This is a genomic window from Autumnicola psychrophila, assembly GCF_031846645.1.
Taxonomy (GTDB): domain Bacteria; phylum Bacteroidota; class Bacteroidia; order Flavobacteriales; family Flavobacteriaceae; genus Autumnicola; species Autumnicola psychrophila.
On sequence record NZ_JAVRHN010000004.1, the window covers coordinates 1 to 23,575 of the forward strand.

24 protein-coding genes are annotated in these 23,575 nt (G+C 38.0%); 14 read left to right on the top strand and 10 right to left on the bottom strand.

Annotation, left to right across the window (positions count from 1 at the left end):
• Nucleotides 1-322: 322 nt before the first annotated feature.
• On the bottom strand, nt 323-679 hold the full coding sequence (locus tag RM541_RS05880; RefSeq protein ID WP_311499295.1) for a DUF4870 domain-containing protein: 357 nt from the start codon (nt 677-679) through the stop codon (nt 323-325).
• A gap of 183 nt (nt 680-862) precedes the next feature.
• Here RM541_RS05880 and mnmE point away from each other — a divergent pair, with 183 nt between their 5' ends.
• From mnmE to RM541_RS05905, 5 genes are all read left to right on the top strand, one after another.
• Nucleotides 863-2,278 carry a tRNA uridine-5-carboxymethylaminomethyl(34) synthesis GTPase MnmE gene (mnmE, locus tag RM541_RS05885; protein ID WP_311499296.1) on the top strand — a complete coding sequence of 472 codons (1,416 nt, stop codon included), beginning with the start codon at nt 863-865 and terminating at the stop codon, nt 2,276-2,278.
• A gap of 224 nt (nt 2,279-2,502) precedes the next feature.
• A complete protein-coding gene (locus RM541_RS05890) occupies nt 2,503-3,645 on the top strand; it encodes a tyrosine-type recombinase/integrase (RefSeq protein WP_311499297.1) in 1,143 nt (380 codons plus the stop codon).
• Nucleotides 3,635-4,354 (top strand): hypothetical protein, encoded by a 720-nt coding sequence (locus RM541_RS05895; protein WP_311499298.1) that lies wholly within the window; start codon nt 3,635-3,637, stop codon nt 4,352-4,354. Before RM541_RS05890 ends, RM541_RS05895 begins: the two co-directional genes overlap by 11 nt.
• 162 nt (nt 4,355-4,516) lie before the next feature.
• Nucleotides 4,517-4,876: a glutaredoxin family protein gene (locus tag RM541_RS05900; protein ID WP_311499299.1), complete on the top strand. Its 360-nt coding sequence runs from the start codon at nt 4,517-4,519 to the stop codon at nt 4,874-4,876.
• A 211-nt stretch (nt 4,877-5,087) separates the two neighbouring features.
• Nucleotides 5,088-5,708 (top strand): Crp/Fnr family transcriptional regulator, encoded by a 621-nt coding sequence (locus RM541_RS05905; protein WP_311499300.1) that lies wholly within the window; start codon nt 5,088-5,090, stop codon nt 5,706-5,708.
• Here RM541_RS05905 and RM541_RS05910 read toward each other — a convergent pair.
• The 9 genes from RM541_RS05910 to RM541_RS05950 form a co-directional block, all read right to left on the bottom strand.
• Nucleotides 5,705-7,069, bottom strand: coding sequence for an alkaline phosphatase family protein (locus tag RM541_RS05910; RefSeq protein WP_311499301.1), 1,365 nt, complete (start codon nt 7,067-7,069; stop codon nt 5,705-5,707). The genes RM541_RS05905 and RM541_RS05910 overlap by 4 nt on opposite strands.
• A gap of 107 nt (nt 7,070-7,176) precedes the next feature.
• Entirely contained in the window at nt 7,177-10,353 is a 3,177-nt protein-coding gene (locus tag RM541_RS05915) for a TonB-dependent receptor (RefSeq protein ID WP_432264664.1), read from the bottom strand.
• Between the two features lie 781 nt (nt 10,354-11,134).
• A complete protein-coding gene (locus RM541_RS05920) occupies nt 11,135-12,085 on the bottom strand; it encodes a HipA domain-containing protein (RefSeq protein WP_311499302.1) in 951 nt (316 codons plus the stop codon).
• Nucleotides 12,075-12,410 carry a HipA N-terminal domain-containing protein gene (locus RM541_RS05925; protein WP_311499303.1) on the bottom strand — a complete coding sequence of 112 codons (336 nt, stop codon included), beginning with the start codon at nt 12,408-12,410 and terminating at the stop codon, nt 12,075-12,077. The genes RM541_RS05920 and RM541_RS05925 overlap by 11 nt, the downstream gene beginning before the upstream one ends.
• 2 nt (nt 12,411-12,412) lie before the next feature.
• Nucleotides 12,413-12,616 carry a type II toxin-antitoxin system Y4mF family antitoxin gene (locus tag RM541_RS05930; protein WP_311496399.1) on the bottom strand — a complete coding sequence of 68 codons (204 nt, stop codon included), beginning with the start codon at nt 12,614-12,616 and terminating at the stop codon, nt 12,413-12,415.
• A gap of 145 nt (nt 12,617-12,761) precedes the next feature.
• On the bottom strand, nt 12,762-13,187 hold the full coding sequence (locus RM541_RS05935; protein WP_311499304.1) for a hypothetical protein: 426 nt from the start codon (nt 13,185-13,187) through the stop codon (nt 12,762-12,764).
• Nucleotides 13,188-13,204: 17 nt separating this feature from the next.
• The gene (locus tag RM541_RS05940) at nt 13,205-13,471 is read right to left on the bottom strand and encodes a protealysin inhibitor emfourin (protein WP_311499305.1); all 267 of its coding nucleotides are present in this window, start codon (nt 13,469-13,471) and stop codon (nt 13,205-13,207) included.
• Nucleotides 13,472-13,529: 58 nt separating this feature from the next.
• On the bottom strand, nt 13,530-14,636 hold the full coding sequence (locus RM541_RS05945) for a M4 family metallopeptidase (protein ID WP_311499306.1): 1,107 nt from the start codon (nt 14,634-14,636) through the stop codon (nt 13,530-13,532).
• 14 nt (nt 14,637-14,650) lie between these two features.
• A complete protein-coding gene (locus RM541_RS05950; RefSeq protein WP_311499307.1) occupies nt 14,651-15,220 on the bottom strand; it encodes a hypothetical protein in 570 nt (189 codons plus the stop codon).
• Between the two features lie 525 nt (nt 15,221-15,745).
• Here RM541_RS05950 and RM541_RS05955 point away from each other — a divergent pair.
• The 9 genes from RM541_RS05955 to RM541_RS05995 all read left to right on the top strand — a co-directional run bounded on the left by RM541_RS05955 (nt 15,746) and on the right by RM541_RS05995 (nt 23,540).
• Nucleotides 15,746-16,039, top strand: a complete 294-nt coding sequence (locus RM541_RS05955; RefSeq protein ID WP_311499308.1) for a helix-turn-helix domain-containing protein — start codon at nt 15,746-15,748, stop codon at nt 16,037-16,039.
• A 15-nt stretch (nt 16,040-16,054) separates the two neighbouring features.
• Nucleotides 16,055-17,239, top strand: coding sequence for a VapE domain-containing protein (locus RM541_RS05960; protein ID WP_311499309.1), 1,185 nt, complete (start codon nt 16,055-16,057; stop codon nt 17,237-17,239).
• Nucleotides 17,240-17,433: 194 nt separating this feature from the next.
• Nucleotides 17,434-18,300: a DUF8464 domain-containing protein gene (locus RM541_RS05965; protein ID WP_311499310.1), complete on the top strand. Its 867-nt coding sequence runs from the start codon at nt 17,434-17,436 to the stop codon at nt 18,298-18,300.
• 221 nt (nt 18,301-18,521) lie between these two features.
• Nucleotides 18,522-18,818: a mobilization protein MbpA gene (gene mbpA, locus RM541_RS05970; protein WP_311499311.1), complete on the top strand. Its 297-nt coding sequence runs from the start codon at nt 18,522-18,524 to the stop codon at nt 18,816-18,818.
• The gene (locus RM541_RS05975) at nt 18,815-19,678 is read left to right on the top strand and encodes a relaxase/mobilization nuclease domain-containing protein (protein WP_311499312.1); all 864 of its coding nucleotides are present in this window, start codon (nt 18,815-18,817) and stop codon (nt 19,676-19,678) included. Before mbpA ends, RM541_RS05975 begins: the two co-directional genes overlap by 4 nt.
• A 17-nt stretch (nt 19,679-19,695) precedes the next feature.
• Complete coding sequence (locus tag RM541_RS05980; protein WP_311499313.1) at nt 19,696-20,154, top strand: DUF6730 family protein; 459 nt, start codon at nt 19,696-19,698, stop codon at nt 20,152-20,154.
• A 441-nt stretch (nt 20,155-20,595) separates the two neighbouring features.
• Nucleotides 20,596-21,051 (top strand): Xre family toxin-antitoxin system antitoxin, encoded by a 456-nt coding sequence (locus RM541_RS05985; protein ID WP_311496416.1) that lies wholly within the window; start codon nt 20,596-20,598, stop codon nt 21,049-21,051.
• On the top strand, nt 21,048-21,503 hold the full coding sequence (locus tag RM541_RS05990) for an RES family NAD+ phosphorylase (RefSeq protein ID WP_311499314.1): 456 nt from the start codon (nt 21,048-21,050) through the stop codon (nt 21,501-21,503). The genes RM541_RS05985 and RM541_RS05990 overlap by 4 nt, the downstream gene beginning before the upstream one ends.
• A 417-nt stretch (nt 21,504-21,920) precedes the next feature.
• The gene (locus RM541_RS05995; RefSeq protein WP_311499315.1) at nt 21,921-23,540 is read left to right on the top strand and encodes a type I restriction-modification system subunit M; all 1,620 of its coding nucleotides are present in this window, start codon (nt 21,921-21,923) and stop codon (nt 23,538-23,540) included.
• Nucleotides 23,541-23,575 lie beyond the last annotated feature (35 nt).

The window sequence follows — 23,575 nt, forward strand, 5'->3', positions numbered from 1 at the left end:
AGGTGACATCCAGGTTACAGTCAAGCTGAGCCTGTCGAAGCGCATTTAATTAACTAACCATAGAGCTTTCGACTCCGCTCAACCAGACATTTAAAATAAAATAATTTGGATTAAAGGTCGATAAATGTCATTTTTGATGTGTGCCTAAAGACCTTATTCATTGTGATGAGATACTGAAACAAGTTCAGCATGACACCCCCGAAAACTCCAAGCCAATAACTGCCATTTTCAGCACTACTCTTGAAAAGGAAAGAGAAAATTACAACTTTACACCTCAAAAGGCTAATAATTGCCTTATTTGAGCCGCCTCCATCAGAAGAAATTAAGAAATCAGCTTCAGGGAAAATGGATAATTGCAGGGTTCACCATTACTTGCTTTTATAGCATTAATTATAGGAAGCACTATTCCAAAAATCCAGATTATTCCTAGCAACAACAGCCCAATTCCGAAGAGAAAAATAAGCGGTATACAAATGATGCTATAAAGAAAAAGGCTAATCTGAAAGTTCATGATCATCTTCCCGTGCTCGTCCATTCCCATGACCCTATCCTTTTGAGTTGCCCATAAAATAAGCGGAACGATGAATCCGCCAATTCCGGTAATTAAATCCAGTAACTGACTTATATGCGTTATAACCAGCATTTGCCGGTCCTCTCTCATTGCTGTATAACTTTCCATTTTTTGATGATTATAGTTAAATTTTCCAACGATCCCGTCAGAAAAAGATGGTCTTTATAAATAAGACGACCTGGTTTTTAAATTGTTACAGGATTTCTGAAATTGAAGCTGATTTCTACTTAAGATTTTCAGCTTACAAAGTCGAATACGGGCAAATTGGTGGCGGTTTCTTACCTTTGCCAAATGAAATTGAACGATACTATTGTTGCCCTCGCCACGCCTTCTGGAGCAGGTGCAATTGCAATTATAAGAGTTTCAGGACCTGAAGCCATTTCTATTGTTTCTCCACTTTTTACAGCTAAGAGCGGCAAGAAACTAGAGGATCAGCCATCCCACACCCTTCATCTGGGAAATATAATAGATGCTGAAAGAATTATAGACGAAGTTTTAGTATCTGTCTTTAGAGCTCCGAAATCCTATACCGGCGAAGAAACCATAGAAATTTCCTGCCATGGAAGCCCTTATATCCAGCAGGAAATCATCCAGTTAATGATTCGGAAAGGGTGTCGTTCTGCGGAAGCTGGGGAATTCACCCTGCGCGCTTTTCTGAACGGCAAAATGGATTTGAGCCAGGCTGAAGCTGTAGCCGATTTAATTTCTTCTGAAAATCAGGCATCCCATCAAATGGCCATGCAACAGATGCGTGGCGGATTTTCCAATGAAATCCAGCGGCTTCGTCAGGAATTACTTGATTTTGCTTCTTTAATTGAACTGGAACTGGATTTTGCTGAAGAAGATGTGGAATTTGCCAATCGCGATCAATTTAAAGAGCTTATTGCCAGGATTCAGCAGGTTCTAAAACGACTTATAGATTCTTTTGCAACAGGAAATGTGCTGAAAAACGGAATTCCTGTCGCCATTGTAGGCGAACCGAATGTAGGAAAATCGACTTTATTAAATTCCCTTCTTAATGAAGAACGCGCAATAGTTTCTGAAATTGCAGGAACAACAAGGGATACCATTGAAGATGAAATGGCCATTGGCGGAGTCGGTTTCAGGTTTATCGATACCGCCGGGATTCGGGAAACGCAGGATGTAGTTGAAAGTATCGGGATTAAGAGAACTTTTGAAAAGATAAGTCAGGCGCAGGTCGTGGTTTTTCTGCTGAACGCGGAAAAATTTACAGAGTTAAGTTCTGAATTTAAGGTTGAAATAGAAAAGATCATAAACAAGTTTCCGCAAAAACCAATACTTATTATTGCCAACAAAACAGACAAAATTGAAGAAACAGAGCGGGAAAGGCTAATTACAGAGCTAAATGCCATTTCCGGAAAAAATGAGAGATCACAAGTCTTACTACTTTCAGCCAAGACCGGAGCAGGAGTTGAAGAATTAAAAGATAAGTTACTGAACTTTGTAAACACAGGAGAACTGCGGAACAATAACACGATTGTCACTAATTCAAGACATTACAACGCGCTCCTGCAGGCATTGGAAGAGATCAATAAGGTTCAGGACGGGCTTAACGCAAATCTCTCCGGAGATCTTTTGGCAATAGACATTCGGCAGGCACTCCACCACTTTGGAGAAATAACCGGCGAGATCACCAACGATGATTTATTAGGAAATATTTTTGCTAATTTCTGTATTGGCAAATAAACAGCAAATTTTATTTGATATCATTTGGTATCAAATAGCATCAAATCCCAACAAACAAGAGGCCTAATAGCCTCTTTATATTTTCCATTCTTTTCTAGTAAAAGGAGGTTGGTACACCTCATTTTGCACCTTTGGTACACCTCGTTGTTAATATTTGTACCCCAGGTGTACTTTGGTACACCTCATATCTTTTTTTTATTTATCTTTATGAAAAAGAAGGGGTTATGAAAATTAAACTTAAGAAGAAGAAACTAGCCACAGGAAAGTATAGTCTATACATTGAATACTATAAAGGTAAGGTTAGAGATGCAGATGGAAAACAAACCCATAAAAGGGAATTTGAATATCTAAAGGAGTACCTATATATTTCACCACAAACACCTTCTGAAAAAAAGGAAAATGCCGAGACACTTTTAAGGGCCGAGCAAATACTATCTATTCGACGGGCAGAATATGCCCAGGGGAAATACGGGATTAAAGACAGATCTAAAGATAAATTATTGTTCCTTACCTATTATGAGAAACTAAAGGAAGAAAGATATGAAAGTAAAGGAAATTATGATAATTGGGATGCTGCCCAAAACCATATAGAAGACTACTGCAAGAAAAGAAAAATAACTTTTGAGGACATTGACGAAGAATTTGTAATAGGGTTTAAACAACATTTAAATAAAAAAGCCAGGACAAAATCTAATGTTCCTCTATCTCAAAACTCTAAGTATGCCTACTATAATAAATTCAAAGCAGCTTTAAAAAAGGCCTTTGAAGATGGTTACACCCGAAGAAACTTCGCTACCACCGTTAAAGCTTTTGCCCAGGGAGAAACTTCCAGAGAGCACCTTACCCATGAGGAACTTCAGGCAGTGGCTAAAGCACGCTGTAAACATCCTGTTCTAAAATCAGCCTTTATGTTCAGTTGTTTAACAGGACTGCGATGGAGTGATATCAATAAACTTACTTGGTCTGAAGTTAGGGACGAAGAAGACGAAACCCGTCTCATTTTTAAACAGAAAAAAACCTCCGGACAGGAGTATCAATTTATTTCAGAACAAGCCAGAGAACTTTTGGGCAAAAGACGACAGGAAAAGGATCTTGTTTTCCAGGGTTTAAAGTATGGAGCCCATTTCAATGCGGAAATCCTCAGGTGGTGTATGCGTGCCGGTATTACAAAGCATATCACCTTCCATAGTGCTCGTCATACACATGCAGTTCTCCTACTCGAGAATGGAGCAGATATCTATACTGTTTCTAAGATACTCGGCCATAAAGAAATCAGAACCACTCAGGTTTATGCAAAAATTGTAGACAAGAAGAAAAAGGAAGCGGCTTATTTAATTCCTAAGCTGGAAATGGATTATGAAAATTGATCTCTTTCAATACCTGGCTAACCTTAGTTTTATCTACACCTATGGGCGATTAGCAATTCACTTTGCCCCAAAACTTTTCTGCTATTTTTTTAATGAGCCCATTGCCTGGCAGCAGCAGGTAGAAAAACCAAGGATATTTCTACACTTGATCGGACTTGGCTTTATGCATCTTATGGCCTACGCCAATTCATTTCTGGAAAATACTGGATTACTTATTCAATTAATCTTGTGGCTTACATTTATTCTTGGCTTCCATGCTTGTCAATTTACCTGGACGAAAAATTTTGAAGTCACTTTTGCGCCACAGCTTAAAAGATCTACAGCTAAATCTTCTGAAAATTTTAATCTCTCTATTTCAGATCTTCAATTAATTCAGCTTTACAATGAACTAGTAAGATTCGATCTGTTAAACCAGGATTTAACTACCGTAGAGGATTTTAAAAATGTCATGCGAAAGGATTGGAAGGAACACAATTCTAAACTTCACTTAAAGATGGACGGCCCCAGCTGCAGGGAATTTTACGAATATTTGGTAAAAACTTTTCCTTCTAATACCTTAACTTTAAAAGGATTCTTTAATTCCTCCCAGCTTGTTCTAAGACCAGATGGTAACACATATAAGTACAACACGGTGAAGAATGCTCCGACAAGAAGCAACTATTCCAAAAGGCACGCCGATTTAAATAAAATCTTCCAGAAGTTCAATTAGGGTATAGTAATCTCATTAAGGAAATCGAGCAATAAAAGAATAATTTAGGGGGACGGATACATTTTAATAACTATATCCTAACTAAAAGAACATTTCAGGAACCTACAATTGACAATATTTTCAGCGAAATTCGTCCAAAGAGCACTAAAACAATAAAACAAAATGAAGCCCTTAACAATTGTAATATTTTTTTTATTTTTTACTCATATCGGTTCATCTCAGGAGAATGTTTCTAAAGGTTTCTCTGAACATCAATCCGTCATTAACAGCTTAGCAATTTATGGTAGCAGTGATTGCCATTATTGCCAGGATACCAAAGCATACCTTCAAGAAAAAAATATCCCTTTTAAATTTTATGATATTTATGAAAATCAAAAAAACATGCAAGAAATGCTTCTAAAGCTAAAAAAGTCAGGCATGAGTCTTAATAACATCAGATTACCAGTTGTAGTACGATCCGATAAGTTGCTGATGAATTCAACCGATTTCGAAAGTTTTCTAAATGAACTTACCAAAGAATAATTTGAAGCCCATAGGGTATATAGTATTAGCTAAAAAAAAGCAATTTATTATTAACACTCTATTTAAAATGTAGATAACAATAAAATAAGAATCTTCAACTATTTATTATTAATGAATCAGGTGAAGTTTATTTTTCTACACAACAGGTTTAAATCTTAACAGAGGTTTATACAATGTATGTAAATAAGCAAATTTTATAAAGACTTTAATTTTGATGATTGAAAGACCCGTTCTTCCCAATAATTCTTATAAAAATTTAGATCGTTTTAATTTATTTGAATATTTGAGCTCAAAATATCTTCTTGAAAAAAATATAACAACAATAGAAATGGGGCCTAACAAGTATATTTATCGTCCCCCAGAAAATCCTGATTTTTATTATGAAATCATAAGTGGCGCCATAAAATTGGGTTCCTACACTCAAACAGGTGAAGAATTTGTGCACGACATTATTTGGACTGGTGATTATTTTGGGAATCTTAAATACTTAAACGGACAATTTTTTGAGTTTTCAAAGACCCTCGTTGCCACTAAAATTCGTTGCTATGATCTAAATGTATTTAAATCCATTATTGTAGAGGACGGTAAAATCTCGGAATGGTTTATTTCTTACCTGGTATCACGGTGGTGCCGTTCTGAGAAAAAAAATAGTATTATAAAAGAAAAAGATCCCAAGAATAAAATTAAATTCTTGAGATCCTATTTTAATAGTACAATCTACGATAGTAACAACGTTAAAAGTGTTCTTTACGAGCTACTAACTCAGAAGGATCTTGGAGATTTTGCAGGTCTTAGCAGGCAAAGTATTGCTTTGGCTCAAAATAAATATTAATCTTTATCTTCAGCCAGTAGTCCAGGATAACAAACCCCATCTGGAGCATCAAATTTGAGGTTCAGTAGATGCGCAATAAAAGGCGCTACATCTTCCAACCCCATCTTCGGAACAGCCTTTCCTGATGAGACACCAGCGCCCCAGGCTATAAAACCGGTCTCGATCTCACGAAAATCAGGATAGTAACCATGGGTCCCACCAGAACTTGAAATTAAAACCTCTCCAGAGGCTTTGCTAGACATTGAAACTCCAGGTATAGGTGCCAGTGCCAAGGAAGCATGAGGATCTGCCCCTATTACTCCCAGTTCAGATTTATCAACAACTCTAAAGAGCTTTCGGTACTTAAGAGGTAAACTATTCAACTTCTCTTCTACCTTCTTTAAAGTAATACTATCACTAGCATCCTTTAAGTGTAAGAAAGCGGAAGCACCGGAGGTATGGAATGCCGCTGTCCAATTTCCACGATCTTCTTTGTCTTCTATTACTCCTAATTCTTTTAGCCATACATTGGGTTTCAAAGCGGAATGTATATTTACGAAACCGTGATCGCCAGTTACAACAAAAGCGGTTTGCTCTAAAATAGAGGCTCGGTCTGCAGCTTCTATTATTTTACCAATTGCACGATCTATAGCACTGATGGCTAGATGTACCTTTTCACCCTCACGACCCTGCTCATGTTGAAAATGATCTGCAGCGATAAGGTGCACGGTAATTAGATCAGGTTGGTAATTTTCTAAAACATATGCTGCCATTTCACCGATACGATCTTCACGGTTGAGATAATCGCCGTTAAAATTGGTCTCATTCATTTTACCTAATACATTTTCTTCCATTTCCGCTAGTAGTCCTTCAGGGTTTTCGTGATTTCGCATGGGTGCAATACGCCCGTAATCGCTATCCAGTGTCCAAACTTCTGGAATGTTATAATCAATGGGCGCTCCTACCGATACAGGCCAGATAAAACTAGCACTCTTGCCGCCTTTTTCCCTTACTGCGTCCCAGAGGGTAGGAGTTTTAATTGTTGCGCTTTCCCAATACCAGCGACCGGTTTGCCCCTCCGGTTCGAACGGACTATTATAAAAAATGCCGTGTTTTGCTGGTTTTGCCCCGGTAATCAGCGTTGTGTGTGATGGATATGTGACTGAAGGGAATACTCCGCGTACACCATCAGAGTAAACTCCATCTTTTTTCATCATCTTAAGATTGGGAGCGGGCCACTTGGCTTCCTTATAAAATTCTGGACGAAATCCATCTATCGAAATTAGGACAACATGTTTTGCAGGCCCAGGCACCTGTTTCTGAGCATTCAAGCTGTTTAAGCCGAAAAGGAAGATAATTGTAAATTTTAGGAGTTGCTTCATCATTATAATGTTTGTTATAAATATTGTGATTTCTACTACTAGAAAAAATTCAGTTGTAGTATTATAATCTTATAGTTTTTTTAGAGTGACTTTACTACGTTTATCTGTTAGTCAAATGAATACCGTGCACCGAGCTGGAAACGCCAAGGCGTACCGTTTATAGGCTCTATTCCTGCACCGGTCTGTACATCATATTTGTAAGAATTGTTACTAGGTTCAAAACCAACAATACGCGAAACGTCTCGATTTCCGAAATTATTATTTACTCCCCAATCTCTATTAAGAAGATTCGCAAAATTGAACACATCGGCAGATAACTCTAAAGAATGATTAGACAACCCGGGAAGTTTAAATTCCTTTTGCAAACGAATATCCACAATGGCTGAAAATGGATTTTTTCCACCATTTCTTTCGGCAAAACCCCCAAAGCTGTCTCTCAAATATTCTTTAAAGCCGTCGGCCGTTTCGGGATCGTTCAGTACCTGATTGTAGGCATCAACAATATTCTGTGGTGTGTTAGGATCGTTAGGGTCATAAATATAGGCGATATCGTTACGCAGATTAAAATCGCCGTTACTACTGGTATTCCCAGCATTGGTAAGGGTATAACGTGTCCCTCCAGTACCGGTAATAGTTGCTCCCAATACAAAACCTTTCCAGGTAGGTGTAGCTCCATTTACGACAAGTTTGGTGTCGAATTGATTATCAGAATACCCATAATTTAAATCTCTGGGATCGCCCGAAACCGGTAAAAAGGTAGAAGTATTGGCTACACAACAATTGTAGGAAGAGTTGTCTTTTGCCCGGTTAAGGGTGAAACTAGCATTTACATAACCATCATCACCTAAACGTGCTGAACCTTCAAAAATTAATGATGCATTATCGAGAATACCATCTGAAGTTAGTAATAGGGCACGGCCTACTTCATTAGAGATTCTTGAATTTAACCAGTTAGAATTTCCATTTTCTGCAATGGTCGATGCCGGAACAAAAACTTCCCTGCCTTCTGGAGTCACAAAATAGGGTTCAGCAACCAAATTTGACTCTTGGTACACATAATTATTGGTAGTATGGCTAAGGAGGGCATTAATACCTATGCTATAGCGTGAACCGAAAAAACGTGTGTAACTTAAATTTGCTTTATAGATGTTAGGTACTTCAAAGTCATCGCTCACGGCATTTATAGTCGAAAAAGGGATGACTCCTGTAGGCACCCCAGGTATCGAGCTTGGATCTTCCCGATACCCTATAAAATCGGGATTAGGTATTTGATCCCCTGTAACATCTACAGCACCTAGCATGGTACCGCTATTTTGGATATTGTTTACCTGGGCGTAATAATGTGGTTGGGCAGAAAAAATACCGCCTCCAAATTTCAGAATATCCTTGTTTTCACCTTTTACATTCCATGTGAACTGAAATCGAGGTTGGATGTTATTGTAATCAGTAGGCCGGTTATCGGTACGTATTCCCAGCCCTTCATAAACCGTAGGGTTAAATTCAGCATTATCTAAAAAAGTTGTCGCATCCCAGCGTACCCCTCCTGTAAAGTTCAGGTCTGGATGTAAATTCACATCTACCTGGGCAAAAAGGGATAAATCTAGAACGGTCTGCTTTACAACAGGAAGCCCTTGTAAAGGTACTTCACGAGCAAATCGGGAAGGATTTATGTTTTCAAAATCGTCTAGTGAATCAAAGAAAAATCGGCCGTTTTGCTCATTTGATAACAAAGTTTCTAAATAAGTGATCATATTATCTGTACCAAAAGTAAAGTTGAATTTACCGGCACTTAAATATGTGGTATTAATTAGTTGAAACTGATTCTCCAAATTCGTCTCCGGGCTGTAGCGCTGTCCACCCAGTTGTACACTTTGTGTTCTACTATTCCCATTAGGAAGTTCAGAAGTTACCTGAACGATTGCTCGCGGGATATTTGAAGAAGGTAATAATGGGCTGGGCAAAAAAGCTCGTTCCGCATGCTGATATTGAATTTTAAATTCATTGGTCACGCTGGGAGAAAATACGGAGCGCAGGGAAAGAAAAGTACTATTTTCTTTTGATTCAAAATCGGAGTACGATTCTAAAAGATTAAAATTACTATTATCGTTATTTCCCAAAGGATTATCCCAGCTGTTATAAAGATTTCTTAAGGTTAAAGTGTTCTTATCGTTTATTTGCCAGTCCAATCTTAAAAAGAGATTATTGGCTACTGTTTCCCTGTCAAACTGACCTACCTGTTGCGTATCTCCAAGACCGTATGATTCCCGTCCAATTTGTAAAAATCTATCCAAATTATTTTGCGTTATACCAAGCCTGTTCTCATCGTCTGTACTTTGAATATCCGCTATGCTCACCGGGTCTCCGGCGTCCTGTCGCTCATATACCAAGAAAAAATGCAATTTATTTTCTATGAGTGGTCCTCCTAGACTAAGACCATATTGTGAATTGTAAAAATCAGCACTACGATCTTCACCTCGTATATTGTACTGGCTTTGCAGGTTATCAGCACGGTGGTAAAAAAATGCACTACCTTCGAGATTATTAGTTCCCGATTTTGTAACCGAAGTAATTGAACCGCCTCCCTGACGCCCCTGAGTAACATCATAATCGTTCGTAGAAACTTCGAACTCACGTATAGCTTCAAGAGAAATAGTGTACGGTCCTCGACCGGCCTCACCCGCAGTAAGCATATTTCTAAAATTAACACCGTCAATGGTAACATTAGTTGATGTCCTCCGCTGCCCGGCAAGGTTTATTCCGCCGCCGCCTTGAAGGGGTGATAAGCTGGTAAGATTTGTAAAATTCCGACCCTCAGTAGGTAATTTTTGGATCTGATCCTCACTAATTTTAGTAGAAGCCCCTAGTTGATCGATTCGTTTATTAAGACCACTACTTTTTATTACGACTGCATCTAATGCGGTTGAAGATTCTTTCATTACAAAATCGAGTGTGACTACATCACTCAGATCAAGTTCGAAATCATCCTTCACCACCTCTTCAAAACCTAAATAGGAAGCAGTAACTTTATAGGGTCCGCCTAGAGGCAACTGGTTTACAGTATATTGCCCGTACTCATTAGTAACACTACCAAAGGTAAACCCAGTAGACAAGTTTTGCACAATTATTTCTGCGCCCAGAAGTGGGATTTTATTTTCATCTACAACAGTTCCTTGTATTTTGGCATTGGTTGCCTGTGAAAACGCTGAATTGAAACACAGACAAAAGCATACAAACACAAATACCTGTGAATAAAAATTAAATGTTTTGGATAATTTGAAATTCATAATTATTATTTGAAAAGGTTTAGAAAGCCAAAAGTAATAGCTGCTTCATGCTTTGTAATGTTAGATTTTAACATGGTCTTCTTATTTGATAATGGCTTAACCTTAACTTAAAATCCAACGTTCAAAACTACTAGTATAGGCTCTATAGAAGTATCTATTGATTATGATAAGTCTTAGCAGCATTTTACTTCAGTTATTGATAGCTATTGTTTTTATCCTAGGATTCCTCTTTTGCCATTTATCCTGGACCGAAAGATTTAAAATTTCATTTCAGGTACAATTAAGAAAAGAAGCTGAAAATTTTTTGAGAATTTTGATCTCTCTCTTCCGGAATTAAATTTGATTCATTTGTAGGGGGAACTCTTTAGAGTCGATTTAGGAACTCAGGATTCAACTTCTTTGGAAGATTTTAAAAATGTTATGCGAAAGGATTGGAAGGAACACAACTCGAAGATTCACTTAAAGATGGACGGACTCAGCTGCAGGGAATTCTACGAGTATCTCATCAGAACCTATTTGTTACTTCTAAGCTGGTTCTGCGTCCTGATGGCAAGAGTTACAATTATAACACCATCAAAAATACTCCTATTAGAAGCAACTTTTCAAAGAAACATTTAGAATTGAAGAAGGTCTTTCAGAAAGAGTAACTGAAAAAAAATAAAATCGTAAATAACTGCTTCAATTAGAAACAACTCTTTTGTATTCAGCCTCCACAATTTGGGAATTATCTTCTAAGCTTTACACTTTGTAGCACCTTAAATTTCTGTTTGGAAAGAGAATCTTAATTTTCCTCAAGTTTGGAATATCTCTCTTCTAATAATCCGATATATTTTTCCTGATATTCCTCCGATAAAAAAGAACTCCTGATCCAGCTTGAAGCAAGCTTTTTATTTCGGAAAAATCTTTTGAAAACACCATTGATTTGTTTCCTGTTCAGTTCCAGGTTCTCTCCCAATCGTTCAAAATGTTCTTTCTTTAATTTTTTCTTTTTGCCTTCAAGGGTCAAGGCCAGTTCCTCATCGTCATCCGGATTAACAATAGACACATTTAACAAATCATAAGCAGGTGATAAAACCCAAAGTTCTTTTCTTTTGATCAATGAAAAATTCTTCAGGTGCATATCATTATTTCCAGTAAGGAAGCTGAAAACGGCTAATTCTAAAAAATAAAGCTTATCCAGTAAGGTATTATTGGAATAGGCACCTATGGCTTTCCCCACCCTTTCCATAGAACCTTTATATTTATCAAAAGCTTCCAGTATCTGGAACATATCCAGCATGTGTATCTTTTCATTGGATTCAGTGCGATCAACTCTCCTGGTAATATATGATAGGTCACCACTTTGCAGCCTGATTAAACTGGACGAAACCGTTCTTATTCCGAAAGCTTCTGCAATTCTCATCGTCACATGTTCATTCTGTGGCATTTCAGGAAAGTTTTCAGAGGGTGGTTTTAAAATATAATTACCTCCTAAAGCACCCACTACAGTTAGCCGCCCCTTTTTTTCTGCAAGAGAATTTTTTACAAGGGATAAGGAAAGTTTCGGTTGTACTCCCGGTACTGTGATTCTTCTTTCCACTACATTTTTTGCCAATTCTGCCATTTGCTCCACAGAATAATTAAGATGTGGTGGCTCTTCTGTACCGAAAAAGGCCAGACTACATCTCTTGTGGAAATCCTTCGGGTCAGAGCTTTTTAATTCCTGATAACAGTAAAGGCACTTAATCTTCATTTCCTTCAAAAATTTGATGAACACTTACTGCACCTATACAGTTCTTACAACAGGCTAATAGAAGTCCCATTCGGTCGTTCCTGTTTATTTTCCAGTTTTTGGAAGCTATGTCCAGTAACCATCCTTCAGGAATAAGGCCTTCAAAAAAAGGAAATAATCTGTTGTCAATGTATAATTCCTTTTTTACAGGCATTGTAAAAGTGATAAACTGGTCAGGGTATTCTTTAATATAGGAGCTGTTATACTGAAATGTATATTCCCCATCATTGGTTTCAGTCAAAATACCTGCTACTTGATCCTGATAATATATTTTGGCTCGTCGCATGATTAAAGATCTTTCTCATTTACAGGAGCCAAAACATGGCCAAACATCCTGAGAACCTGATTGACTTTTTCCAGATTCAAATTCTCTTTACCTTGTTCAATTTTCCGCACTACTGTCAGTGCCACTCCTGCACGTTCAGCAAATTCTTCCTGAGTAAGATTATTTTCTTTCCTCTTTTCCTTCAAAAATTGAGAGAGATTTTTCACTATATGCAAATAAGTATAATTATGTAAATATAGCTTTTTTATATGTAATAGCATACAAATCTATAATTCATGAAGATCTATATGTAATTACGTATAAATATCGGGGATGAAATTTGGATTCTATAATGAGGTATACCTAGAGGAATTATCTTCGGAGAGGCACCAGTCCGCTAATCAGGCTAAAAGCAATAAGAATGATAGAGGCAATATCGGCATCATAAATTAAGCTGCTAAATTTTTCCCCGCTGGTCACGTACGCCCAGATTACAAAGGCAAGAGATGATAAAATAAGATGTATGATCTTAGGCTTGTTCTTTTCGGCCTGAAAATATAAATATATCGGAGTTAGAATGAAACAAAGAAAAAAGATCCCGATTAAAAAATTTTGTTTTTCTACCAGAAGACTTCCTTCTTCTTTATCTAAAAAGCCAACCATGGCTAAATAGCCGGCAATAATTTCAGCTGGGACCAGGGTTGAAACTTTTTCCAGATAGCTGCCTGTTTTGCTTTGCTTTCCTTGCTCCACCCTAAACCGGGTTATTTCCTGATCTTCATAATAAAGCCTGCTCATCTCGATTTCCTAAAAATTTAATTTAATTTGTGATCCACTTTTCTTATAAAAGGCATCATTTCTTCTTCTAAACAGGTTTCTTCTACTACTATTTCTTTTTCTAAATTGTTTTCCTGGAATTTAAAATAATAAATAAAGGTGTCCCTCACATTTTCATCCCTACGGCTCTCTTTTTTAACTTTTTCAAATGCCTTTTTTTCAGACTCGTCTAAATCATTTGTTTCTATCTCACAGCTTCGCTGGAGACCTAAAAAACCACCACTTTTTATACAGTTGATCTTCATGCCACTTTAAAACTTTATTAAATCTAATGTACCTTATCTTTGCAATTCTTTCCATTCTTCATAAAGAATAGTAATCATAATTCACATCATTTAAACCTACTGTTTCCCATCCGTGTACTACAGCTTTAAATTCATCACTGCCGGGTCCATAAAATTTTATGCTAATATCCTTTGTCAGCTTTACCAGCCTTTCAAAATTGCTTTCTGGTGTGAGTTGGAGCATAGCTTCGTACCATATCCTCCCCGCCTTTTCCCAGGAATATCCACCTATTGCTATAGCCGTTTCACAAAATGCTTTATTTGGAATTCCTGAATTTATATGTACCCCGCCATTATCCTGCATTCCGGTGTATTTATTTGAAATGTGGTCAGGCTGGGGATCAGTTCCATTAAGGTCCGGGTCATTTATATATGCAGTTCCAGGATTCTTCATATCACGAATGCCTCTTCTTGTAGGTGCGGGAATTATAATATCATTTCCGATAAGCCAGTCTGCAGAATCTGCATCCTGTTTTAGTATCCATTGTTTCACCAGAGATCCAAATACGTCTGCTAAATGTTCATTTATAGCCCCGGCTTCATCTCTGTAAACTAGGCGTGATGTATAGGAAATTATTCCGTGTGTAAGTTCGTGGCCAATAACATCCAGGCCTTTTGTAAAACGGTGGAAAATAATCCCATCTCCATCACCATAAGCCATTTGGCTTCCGTTCCAAAAGGCGTTATTGTAATTCACATCTAAATGTACCGAAGAAATAAGGGTTAGTCCATTATCGTCAAGGGAATCCCGGTTGAAAATCTCATAAAAAAAATTGTAAGTGTGACCTGAATAATCATATGCTTCATTCACAGCAGGATCATTCACAGGCTCTTCTCCTTCCCACCTCTCCAATTTCCCCGGCATAAGGTCCCGCCGATTCGGTTTATTTTGCATATCATATACCTCCCGGTATTTTCCTTCTTTATTAGTTAAAATAGAAGCCACTGTTTCAGGCCAGATTAGACGGCGTTCCGTTCTAATTTCTGCTGCAGTTTCCATATTCTTTATAGCCCTCATCCTTACAACCTCATTGGATGATGTTGCCATTGCTTCCAGCATATAAGGTGGAACAATACAATGAAAGGGATTGCGGTTTCCACAAGAGCATTCCTTTATCTTTTTCATAAACCTCTTCTTTTCTAATTAATACAGTCGTAGGCCTGACTCGAAGGAATCTTGAAATTCTCCAGGCTCTGGATTACGGCAACTTTTTTTTCTTCATTTCTCCTATTCGTATCGCGTATAATGTCTAAAACTGATGTTGCAATTTGAGTTAATTCTGCTATAGTCACTACCGTTGGAAGAAAGGGTTGATTTTCACAGTCACCCGCTTTTGTTTTACTTAGAGCTATTAAAGCCTCGTAAGCATGATTTAAATTAGGATCAGCCCTGACAAATTCTGAACTATTTATCTGCTTAAAGGTGTTCAGTCCCTGCCGGGATTTGGCAAGCATTAGGTTGTGGATGTATGAGTTTAGAAAGGCATTGTAAGATGCTCTAACTTCCTGGTAAGTAATAATGAAAGCTTCATTTCGGGAGCATTGGCAATAATTAAGGAGCATATGCCCTTCGACCCATATATTTACTTCAGTCAAATATTCTATGAGGTTCCCGTTATAAATCTGCGGGTTTAGCTTTTCCTGTGCGTTTAACTTTCGCATCGGCAGCAGAATAAGAAGGACGAACACTATGGTATTATATATCTTCAAAATATTTTTTTTTAAATATTTCTTTGTTGACAAAGCGACGTAAACACGAGCTTTCACAGTTCCCTTTTCACTGGTTTTCAGGAATTCATATAACAAACATTAATTTATAAAATAAAAAGATACAGTATCCCTTTCCACCTCATATTTTATTTTAAAAGATGAAAATATTCCAGGTGAAAAACTAGCTTGACATAAGTGCAGGTATTTTGAGGAGACATTTTTAGTCTTAAATTCCTACGGAAGAGTAGTACCTGCAACTTAAAATAAAACCTGCTGCCAGACATTGACCTTCTATTATTACTGCACATTGACTCTCCGCGATTATAAATGCTGAAAATTTTATTCTTTTAAAATCCCATTCTTAGCTATTCCAAACTGGAAATCTGTTTATGTGAATACCATAAGTAAAATTTTACATACCATGTATCTAAAGCATACATTCTTCATTATTTCCCTTCCTAGTTTAGCTCCATGAACCGAAAAGCCAAAGCGCTTTTTTCAGTATCAACCTTAAACAATTTAATTATGGACACAATTAAAATTCTGGAACAACTGGATCGTATTGAGAAGCTATTACGGGCAAGTAAAACCGTCATGTCTTTGGAGGAAGCAAGTGAATATACGGGGATCTCCCGGAGTTACCTCTACAAGCTGACAGCTAAAGGAGAAATTCCTTTTTCAAAACCCAGGGGTAAAATGATCTACTTCTCCCGGGAAAAACTGGATCACTGGCTTCTTTCCAATTCAAAAAAATCAGCTGGTGAATTAAAGACTGAAGCATTAAACTACACCTTCAGGAACAAGAAAAGATTCTTCTAATCTAAACTTTTTGTTATGTCCGGTAACGAGGAAAAAATGTATGGGGTTAAGGAACAGAAAAAGAAAACTGTCTATGACTTTATTTGTGAATATGCATCAGAGAAATATGATCTTCGGTACGATGAATTAGGACATGAATTTCAGATTTCATTTAAGGATGAAAACAAATGGGAAATATTGGATGTGAACTCCTTTTTAATTGAACTGGATCAGTCTAATATTCAGGTCAACCCTGCCAAACTGGAAATCTATTTAAGGTCCCAATATGTTCCAAAGTTTAATCCCATTGAGGAATATTTTCGGTCTTTACCTCATTGGCACGGAGAGGATAATATAAAGGCATTGGCATCATACCTACCATTAAAGGAACCTTTACTATTCCAGTACCACTTTAAGAAATGGCTGGTGCGTGCGGTAAGGTGTGCACTTGAAAAGGAATACTTTAATAAACAATGTCTGGTTCTTGTTCACCCGCATCAGAATTCAGGGAAATCAACCTGGTGCAGGTTCCTTTGCCCTCCTGCCCTATCGAAATACTTTGCTGAGGATATGACCACCGATAAAGATGCAAGGATTCAGCTAACAAAAAATTTCCTAATCAACCTGGACGAGCTATCTATTCTGGCAAAAAAAGAAATAAATGCACTGAAGGCCTATTTCTCCAAAACGATGATCAATGAGCGGTTACCTTATGATCGTAAAAATTCCACGCTGTACAGAACCTGTAGTTTTATCGGCTCTACAAATCGTGCAACTTTTCTCAATGATGAAACCGGTTCTGTACGCTGGTTATGCTTCGAACTGGAAAGCACCATTAACTTTTCCTATTCCAGGGAAATAGATATTAATAAAGTCTGGTCCCAGGCCTATTACCTCGCTTACATAGATGAAAACTTCTATCCGGAACTTACTTTAAAGGACATAGCTGAAAACGAAGAAAGGAACAAAACTTACCGGGAAACTACCATGGAAGAAGAGCTGCTATGCAAATATTACTCACAAAGTTCCAATCCTGCTGATTTTAAAACCGCTTCAGATTTGGTTGTTCAATTAGCCTGTATTAATCCCCGCCTGAACATGTACTACATGGGAAGGGCTTTAAAGGCTTTGGGCTATGAAAGAATAAAATCCCCTCAAAATCGGATTTACGGTTATCTGATTAAAAAAAGGTTTAAGTCCTCTCCTTTAGAACTTTTATAAAAAGTATTTACCTAATTACCCCAATGAGCTTGAACACTGATGAACAGTAACTTAAGGTGTGGTAAATAGATTTATTAAACTATTTACCCATAACTACCCCCGGGTAATTAGGTAAATAGAAAAAATAGCTAAAAAAGAAAGAAAAGCCAGCATTCATAGGGGCTGGGTAAATAGGTAATTAAAAAATAGAAAAAATGGAATTAAATCAGTTATCGTGGAGAAGCGCCCGTAATATTTGCATCGTGAAAATACTCGCAAAATTAGGGCACTACCCCACCAGAAAATCGGAAAAAGAAGCTTGGTTTCTGAGTCCCTTACGGACAGAAACTCAAGCCTCTTTTAGCGTCTCTTTGATCAAAAACTTGTGGTTTGACTTCGGATTAGGAATAGGAGGTAATACCATAGATCTTATTATGGTAATGAAATCCTGGTCCGCAAGGGAGGCTCTGGAATTTTTAGAACACGATATAGAATCTTTTTCTTTCAGCCCGCCGGATGTTACGCATCTTTCCAAAGAACCAGAAATCCAAATATTAGACGTTCAAATTATTCAGCTACATGCTTTAATTGACTATTTAAATTTTCGGAATATACCTTTTGAGATCGGTAGGAAATACTGTAGACAGGTTTGGTATGGATTTAAAGGAAAACGATTTTTTGCTATTGGTCTGCAAAATTATAAGGGAGGATGGGAGCTGAGAAATAGATACTATAAAACCTCCAGTAGCCCAAAAACCTATTCTTCTTTCGAAAGAGGGGCTAAAAATCTACTGATTACAGAAGGGATGTTTGATTTTCTTTCCGTGGCTACCATAGATGAAGACTTAGTACAAAACTCAGATTATATCATTTTAAATTCTCTGGCTTTTCTGGATAGGATTAAAATGCTCATACCTAAATATGACAAGGTTCTGATCTATTTGGATAATGATTCGGCAGGAAAAAAAGCAGCCACTTCACTTTTAAACCTTTTTGATAATGTTACGGATTGTAGTGATTTGTATGGGGCATATAAAGATCTAAATGAAAAATTGCAGAGTGAAGGATGTTGGAAAAAGTAAGGAAATACACAATAAAGTTCAACAGCCTGAATGGAAAGAACTTCTTACTAACTCACAGGAGCAGCAACAAAAAATGTGTATCAAGTCAAAGAAAAATGAGCGAATTGGTAAATAGTAAATACCTATCGGAGAATTTCAGTTGAAATGGTAAAGCAAGATGTGTCATTGTCATGACATTCTTGCTTTACGCCCGGAGGTTGCAAAGACTTTAAAAGAAAAAAATGAAAAGGGAATACATCCAGATCCGTTGCTCGATTTACGAGAAAAAGCTGCTGAAAAAAAGAGCAGTTAGGGCAGGAATTTCCCTTTCAGAATATCTCCGTTCCACTGCTTTTGAAAGAAATATTGTAGAACGGATTACTCCGGAACAGCTGGAGTACTACCGGATGTTGGTGCAATACAAAAATAACTTTGCACGGATCAGCAGCATGTTTAAAAAGCGGGACCCGCAATTAGCTGCAACGGTGGAAAAGCTGGCGGAAGAAATCAGGAACCATTTAAAAAATTTCAAAAAATGATAGGGAAAGGACATTCAATTTCCAGCACAAAAGTATCCATATCCTATGGCTGGAACCAGGAGAAAGAGGCTGAAGTAGTGCTGAAAGAACATTTGGCCGGAGATACTCCCGCTGAGATAACTGAAGAGTTCAAAATTATCCAGTCCCAAAATGAGCGTTGCCACAACAACACCTTAAGCTTTATAGTAAGCCCATCGATTGAGGACGGAAGAGATTTAACCAAAAAAGACCTGGAAGAAATCGCTAAAAAGTTTTTAAAGGAGATGAACCTGCAAAACAATCAATCCATTGGATTTGTTCACCGGGATAAAGCGCATACCCATATTCATATCTATACCAATAGGATTAGTTTTGATGGAAAGGCCTATAATGACAGCTTTATCGGGAAACGAAGCCAGATGGCTGCAGACAATGTAGCAAAAGAATTAGGGCTTACCAGAGCGCGGGAAAAACAACAGGAAAAACTCCGGGAATTAAAAAACCTTCGACAGGAAATCAAAATTCTAAATGACCGGGTGCTCCAAACAAGGCCAAAGTCCCTGGATGAATATATGAGCAAAATGAAAGCTCATAAGGTGGAAGTGATTCCCACTATCAATAAATCTAATCAACTGCAGGGGTTCCGTGTGGAATACAAAGGAGTAAATCTCAAAGCAAGTGAGGTTCACCGGTCAATGAGCGGCAATAGATTAATTGCGCAAATTTCTCAAAACAGGAGTTTTACCAGATTAAAGGAAGCTCCAAAAAGCCTGCTGATAATGAACAAAACAGTACAGTTAAGTACAAATCTAACCACCAGAATAGCCAAAGAACTTATAAAGGGAGCTCTGAAAGCACTGGATACAGGTATAGGAATATGATTTAAAATTTTTAAGCAATGAAAAAACTAGATGAAATTATGGAACTGATGGCCGACGAGATGGCTGATTTCAAAACTACTATTGTGGAACTTCAACGGCTTTCGGATAAACTATTTAGTCTCAGCATCCCAATTACAACCGAAGCTCTGGAAAAGGACCTAAACACTTTTCTGAAAAAACAGGAAACGGAAAGCCAGGAAAGGGATGAAATTCTAAAAGGCATCGATAAGAAACTAAAGAATGCCAGGCTGATACCAAATTATCTGTTGATCCTTTTAGGTATTATGGGAATACTTGCTTTAAGTTTAATAGGGTACTTTAGTTACACCTCCAATAAACAAACAGAGCAAAATTTTGAAATCTACCAGATGATCATGGAATCTGAAAATAAGCGATACGATGAATATTTCGCAGCATATCCGGAAATCCACGAGGCATACTGCAAGTGGCTAGAGAGTGGATACCAGAGTTTGTAATGACAAATGTCCTGGTGCAAAAATTAGTAAATTTGCGGCAAATGGCCTGAAACCCTCAGTAAAACCATTAAAATTTGCGGCAAAACCTTGAGTAGAATAGATCAGACTTTTAAAAATAAGTGGTGAATGAGGAGAGATTTCCAGTAAATCGCCTGAAAGACCTTGAAAACAGGCTGAAATTTACTGGTTTTGTAATATAAGTAGGATGCGCCCTATGCTGTTTTTACTTAACGCTTAACTTCCCGTACGCTATAAAAACAGCATAGGATCCGGCGCAGGTTATGGTAGATATGGGGCAATAAATTGGATTCTTTATCTTTAAAATACAGGTTATACTTCCATTGCTTATGAGCTTTTAATGAACAAGCTGAGATTTCTACTACATGTATAAATAGGAACTTACGACATTTGTCAGTATATTTGTGTAAAATGGCGGTAATTATGGTTCTCACAGTTGATCACAAAAAAGAAAGAGAAACAGTAGCAAAATGGCTCGATCTTGAATCTCTTTCATTATTTAAAGGAAACTCCTCTTTTGCATATCTAAAAGTATTAAAAGATGGGTTGCACAGAAATTCTGTGAATTCATTTATTAAACATTCTAACCTTACCCAAAAACAGGTTTCCAGGCTTATTCATGTTTCTGAAAGAACCTTACAAAGAAAGTCACCAGATAAGCCGATGGACATTAATTCTTCAGAACGGCTAATTGAACTGACACGTCTTTTTTATAAAGGGATCGATGTATTCAATGATAAAGAAAAATTTCTTGCATGGTTAAATAGACCTAATAAATCTCTGGGAAACTCTAACCCTCTGGATTTGATTGAAACCAGTATTGGTATTGACCTGGTTATGGATGAATTGCTTCGAATAGAGCATGGTGTATTCTCATGATAGTCTATAGAATTACAAAGAAAAAATGGATCAAGGATTTAAGTGGTACCGGAGCTAAGTTAACTGGTGGTCGATGGAATCCGAAGGGTTATCCCGTGATCTATTGTGCTGCAACTTCATCCCTGGCAATTTTGGAAAAATTAGTTCATGTGGATTTTGACCTATTGCCGGATGACTTGTATATAGCAGAATTAGAAATTCCAGATGAAAGTATTCAGAAATTAAAACTGACAGATCTTCCAAAAAACTGGAATAAATATCCGGCACCGGATAAGCTAAAAATGTTTGGAAAAAATTGGATAGAACAAAATAAGCATTTAATTCTCGAGGTGTCCAGTGCGGTAAATCCGAATGAAATGAACTATCTAATCAATGTGAATCATCCGGATGCCGGCAAAGTTAAAATCAGAAAAACATATCCTTTTGAAATTGACGTTCGTTTGATCAAATAGTAATTTATGATAATAAATTTGTTGAAATTCCCTGTTATGTATAGTTTGCTCACTAGACTCAATCAGGAAATTAAAAAGACGCACCTCTACTCTTGAACTTTTCCAGATCAGGACAATTTGGTAGAAAAAAGGGGCTCGACCTTAAAGCAGTCATGTCTCAAGTACAGCCTATTGTTCATCCAGATCGTTTAAAGATAGGAAAAAACAGGAATCTAATTTATAGCCAGGTCTGGTTCAAAGCTTAAGGTTTCCCGAAACCATACCTTTACTCTTTCTTTTATTTTAAAAGGGAAATTTTTTACTCCTACAAAAGGCTATTAAAAATTTCCTACATGTTAAAAAAATTAACTAACTTTCCCCTTCAGATTCTTCCCTACACGAACCTGATTTCCATAAACAACCTATTTACCCCATTTAATGGCAAAAGCAGACATTGATTTTGAAAAAGAACTCTGGGATGCGGCGAACGAATTACGCGGCGCGGTATCTGAGAATAACTATAAAAACTACATCCTTCCCCTTGTTTTCGTAAAGCACCTTAGCGAACGCTATGAGGTGGTGCGCGAGAAATTGAAGGAGCAGCTTAATGATCCAAAGTCTGATTATTACACTACAGATAAGGAAGAGATCAATTACGTCCTGGAAGACCGGGATGAATACCGTTCCCGGAATACCTTTAAAATTCCGGAAACCGCTTCCTGGCAATATTTGAAGGACAATGCCGAGCAAGATGATATCAAGGTGAAAGTTGATGATGCCTTTGATGTGATCCAGGAACTTTTGACAGGCTACAACCCCCAGCTGGTGAATATTTTGCCGCGGATCTTTGTGCGGAGTGAACTATCCCCAAAACAAACCGGCGGAATTATCAACCTGCTTTCACACCCTAAATTTTCTGAAAAGGAAAATCCCGAAAGTGATATCCTGGGTCGTATTTATGAATATTATATTGGCCGATTTGCAATGGCTGAAGGTTCGGGTGCGGGGCAATTCTTTACGCCCGGCAGTATTGTAAGGCTGCTGGTGGAGTTGCTGGAACCTTACAAGGGGCGGATCTTTGATCCGGCTTGCGGGAGTGGCGGTATGTTTGTGCAGAGCTTAAAGTTCATCAAAGAACACGGCGGAAACAAAAAAGACATCGCGATCTACGGGCAGGAAATGACCGCACAAACTTTGCGCTTGTGCCTGATGAACCTGATGCTGCGGGACCTTTCTTTTGATATTAAACTGGGGAATTCCTTGCTCGATGACAAATTCCCTAACCTGAAAGCCGACTATATTATTGCCAATCCGCCATTTAATGTGAGCAATTGGCATCCTGAAGATCTGCCCGATGGCGATCCCCGGTTATTTGGCCCCAAGGAAGAATTCACTACAGATGGCAGCGCCAATTATATGTGGATGCAAACCTTCTGGCACCATTTAAGCGACACCGGAACTGCCGGAATTGTAATGGCAAACGGCGCGATGACCTCCAACAACAAGGGAGAAAAAAACGTGCGGCAGCATATGGTAGACAATGCTATGATAGATGCCATTGTTCGCCTGCCCGATAAGCTGTTCCTCACCACCGGGATCCCCGCCTGCCTTTTTATCCTGAGCAAGAACCGCGACGGCAAAGACGGCATCCACCGCGAGCGAAACAACGAGATCCTGTTCCTGGACGCCTCTAAAATGGGCACAATGGCCAGCAGAAAACTGCGGGTTTTTAGTGATGATGATATTAATAGAATTGCAGAAACCTACCACAAGTGGCGTAATGTCCAGGATGTCACCCTGAGCGAGGATGTCAGGTCGAGCGGAGTCGAGACCTACCAGGACATCGAAGGTTTTTCTAAAGCAGCAACAATAGCCGAAGTTCAAAAACAGGATTACAAACTCACCCCTGGGATTTATGTAGGCACCGAAGCCGAAGAAGATGACGGAATCCCTTTTGAAGAAAAGATGGAGAGCCTAAAGGCACAGTTGTTAGAGCAATTCGATAAAGGGGAAGAATTAAAGGAAAGGATTAAAGCCAATTTTGAGAAAATAGTTTAAACGTAAGAAAATGACCATAGCTGGTGCAAATAAAC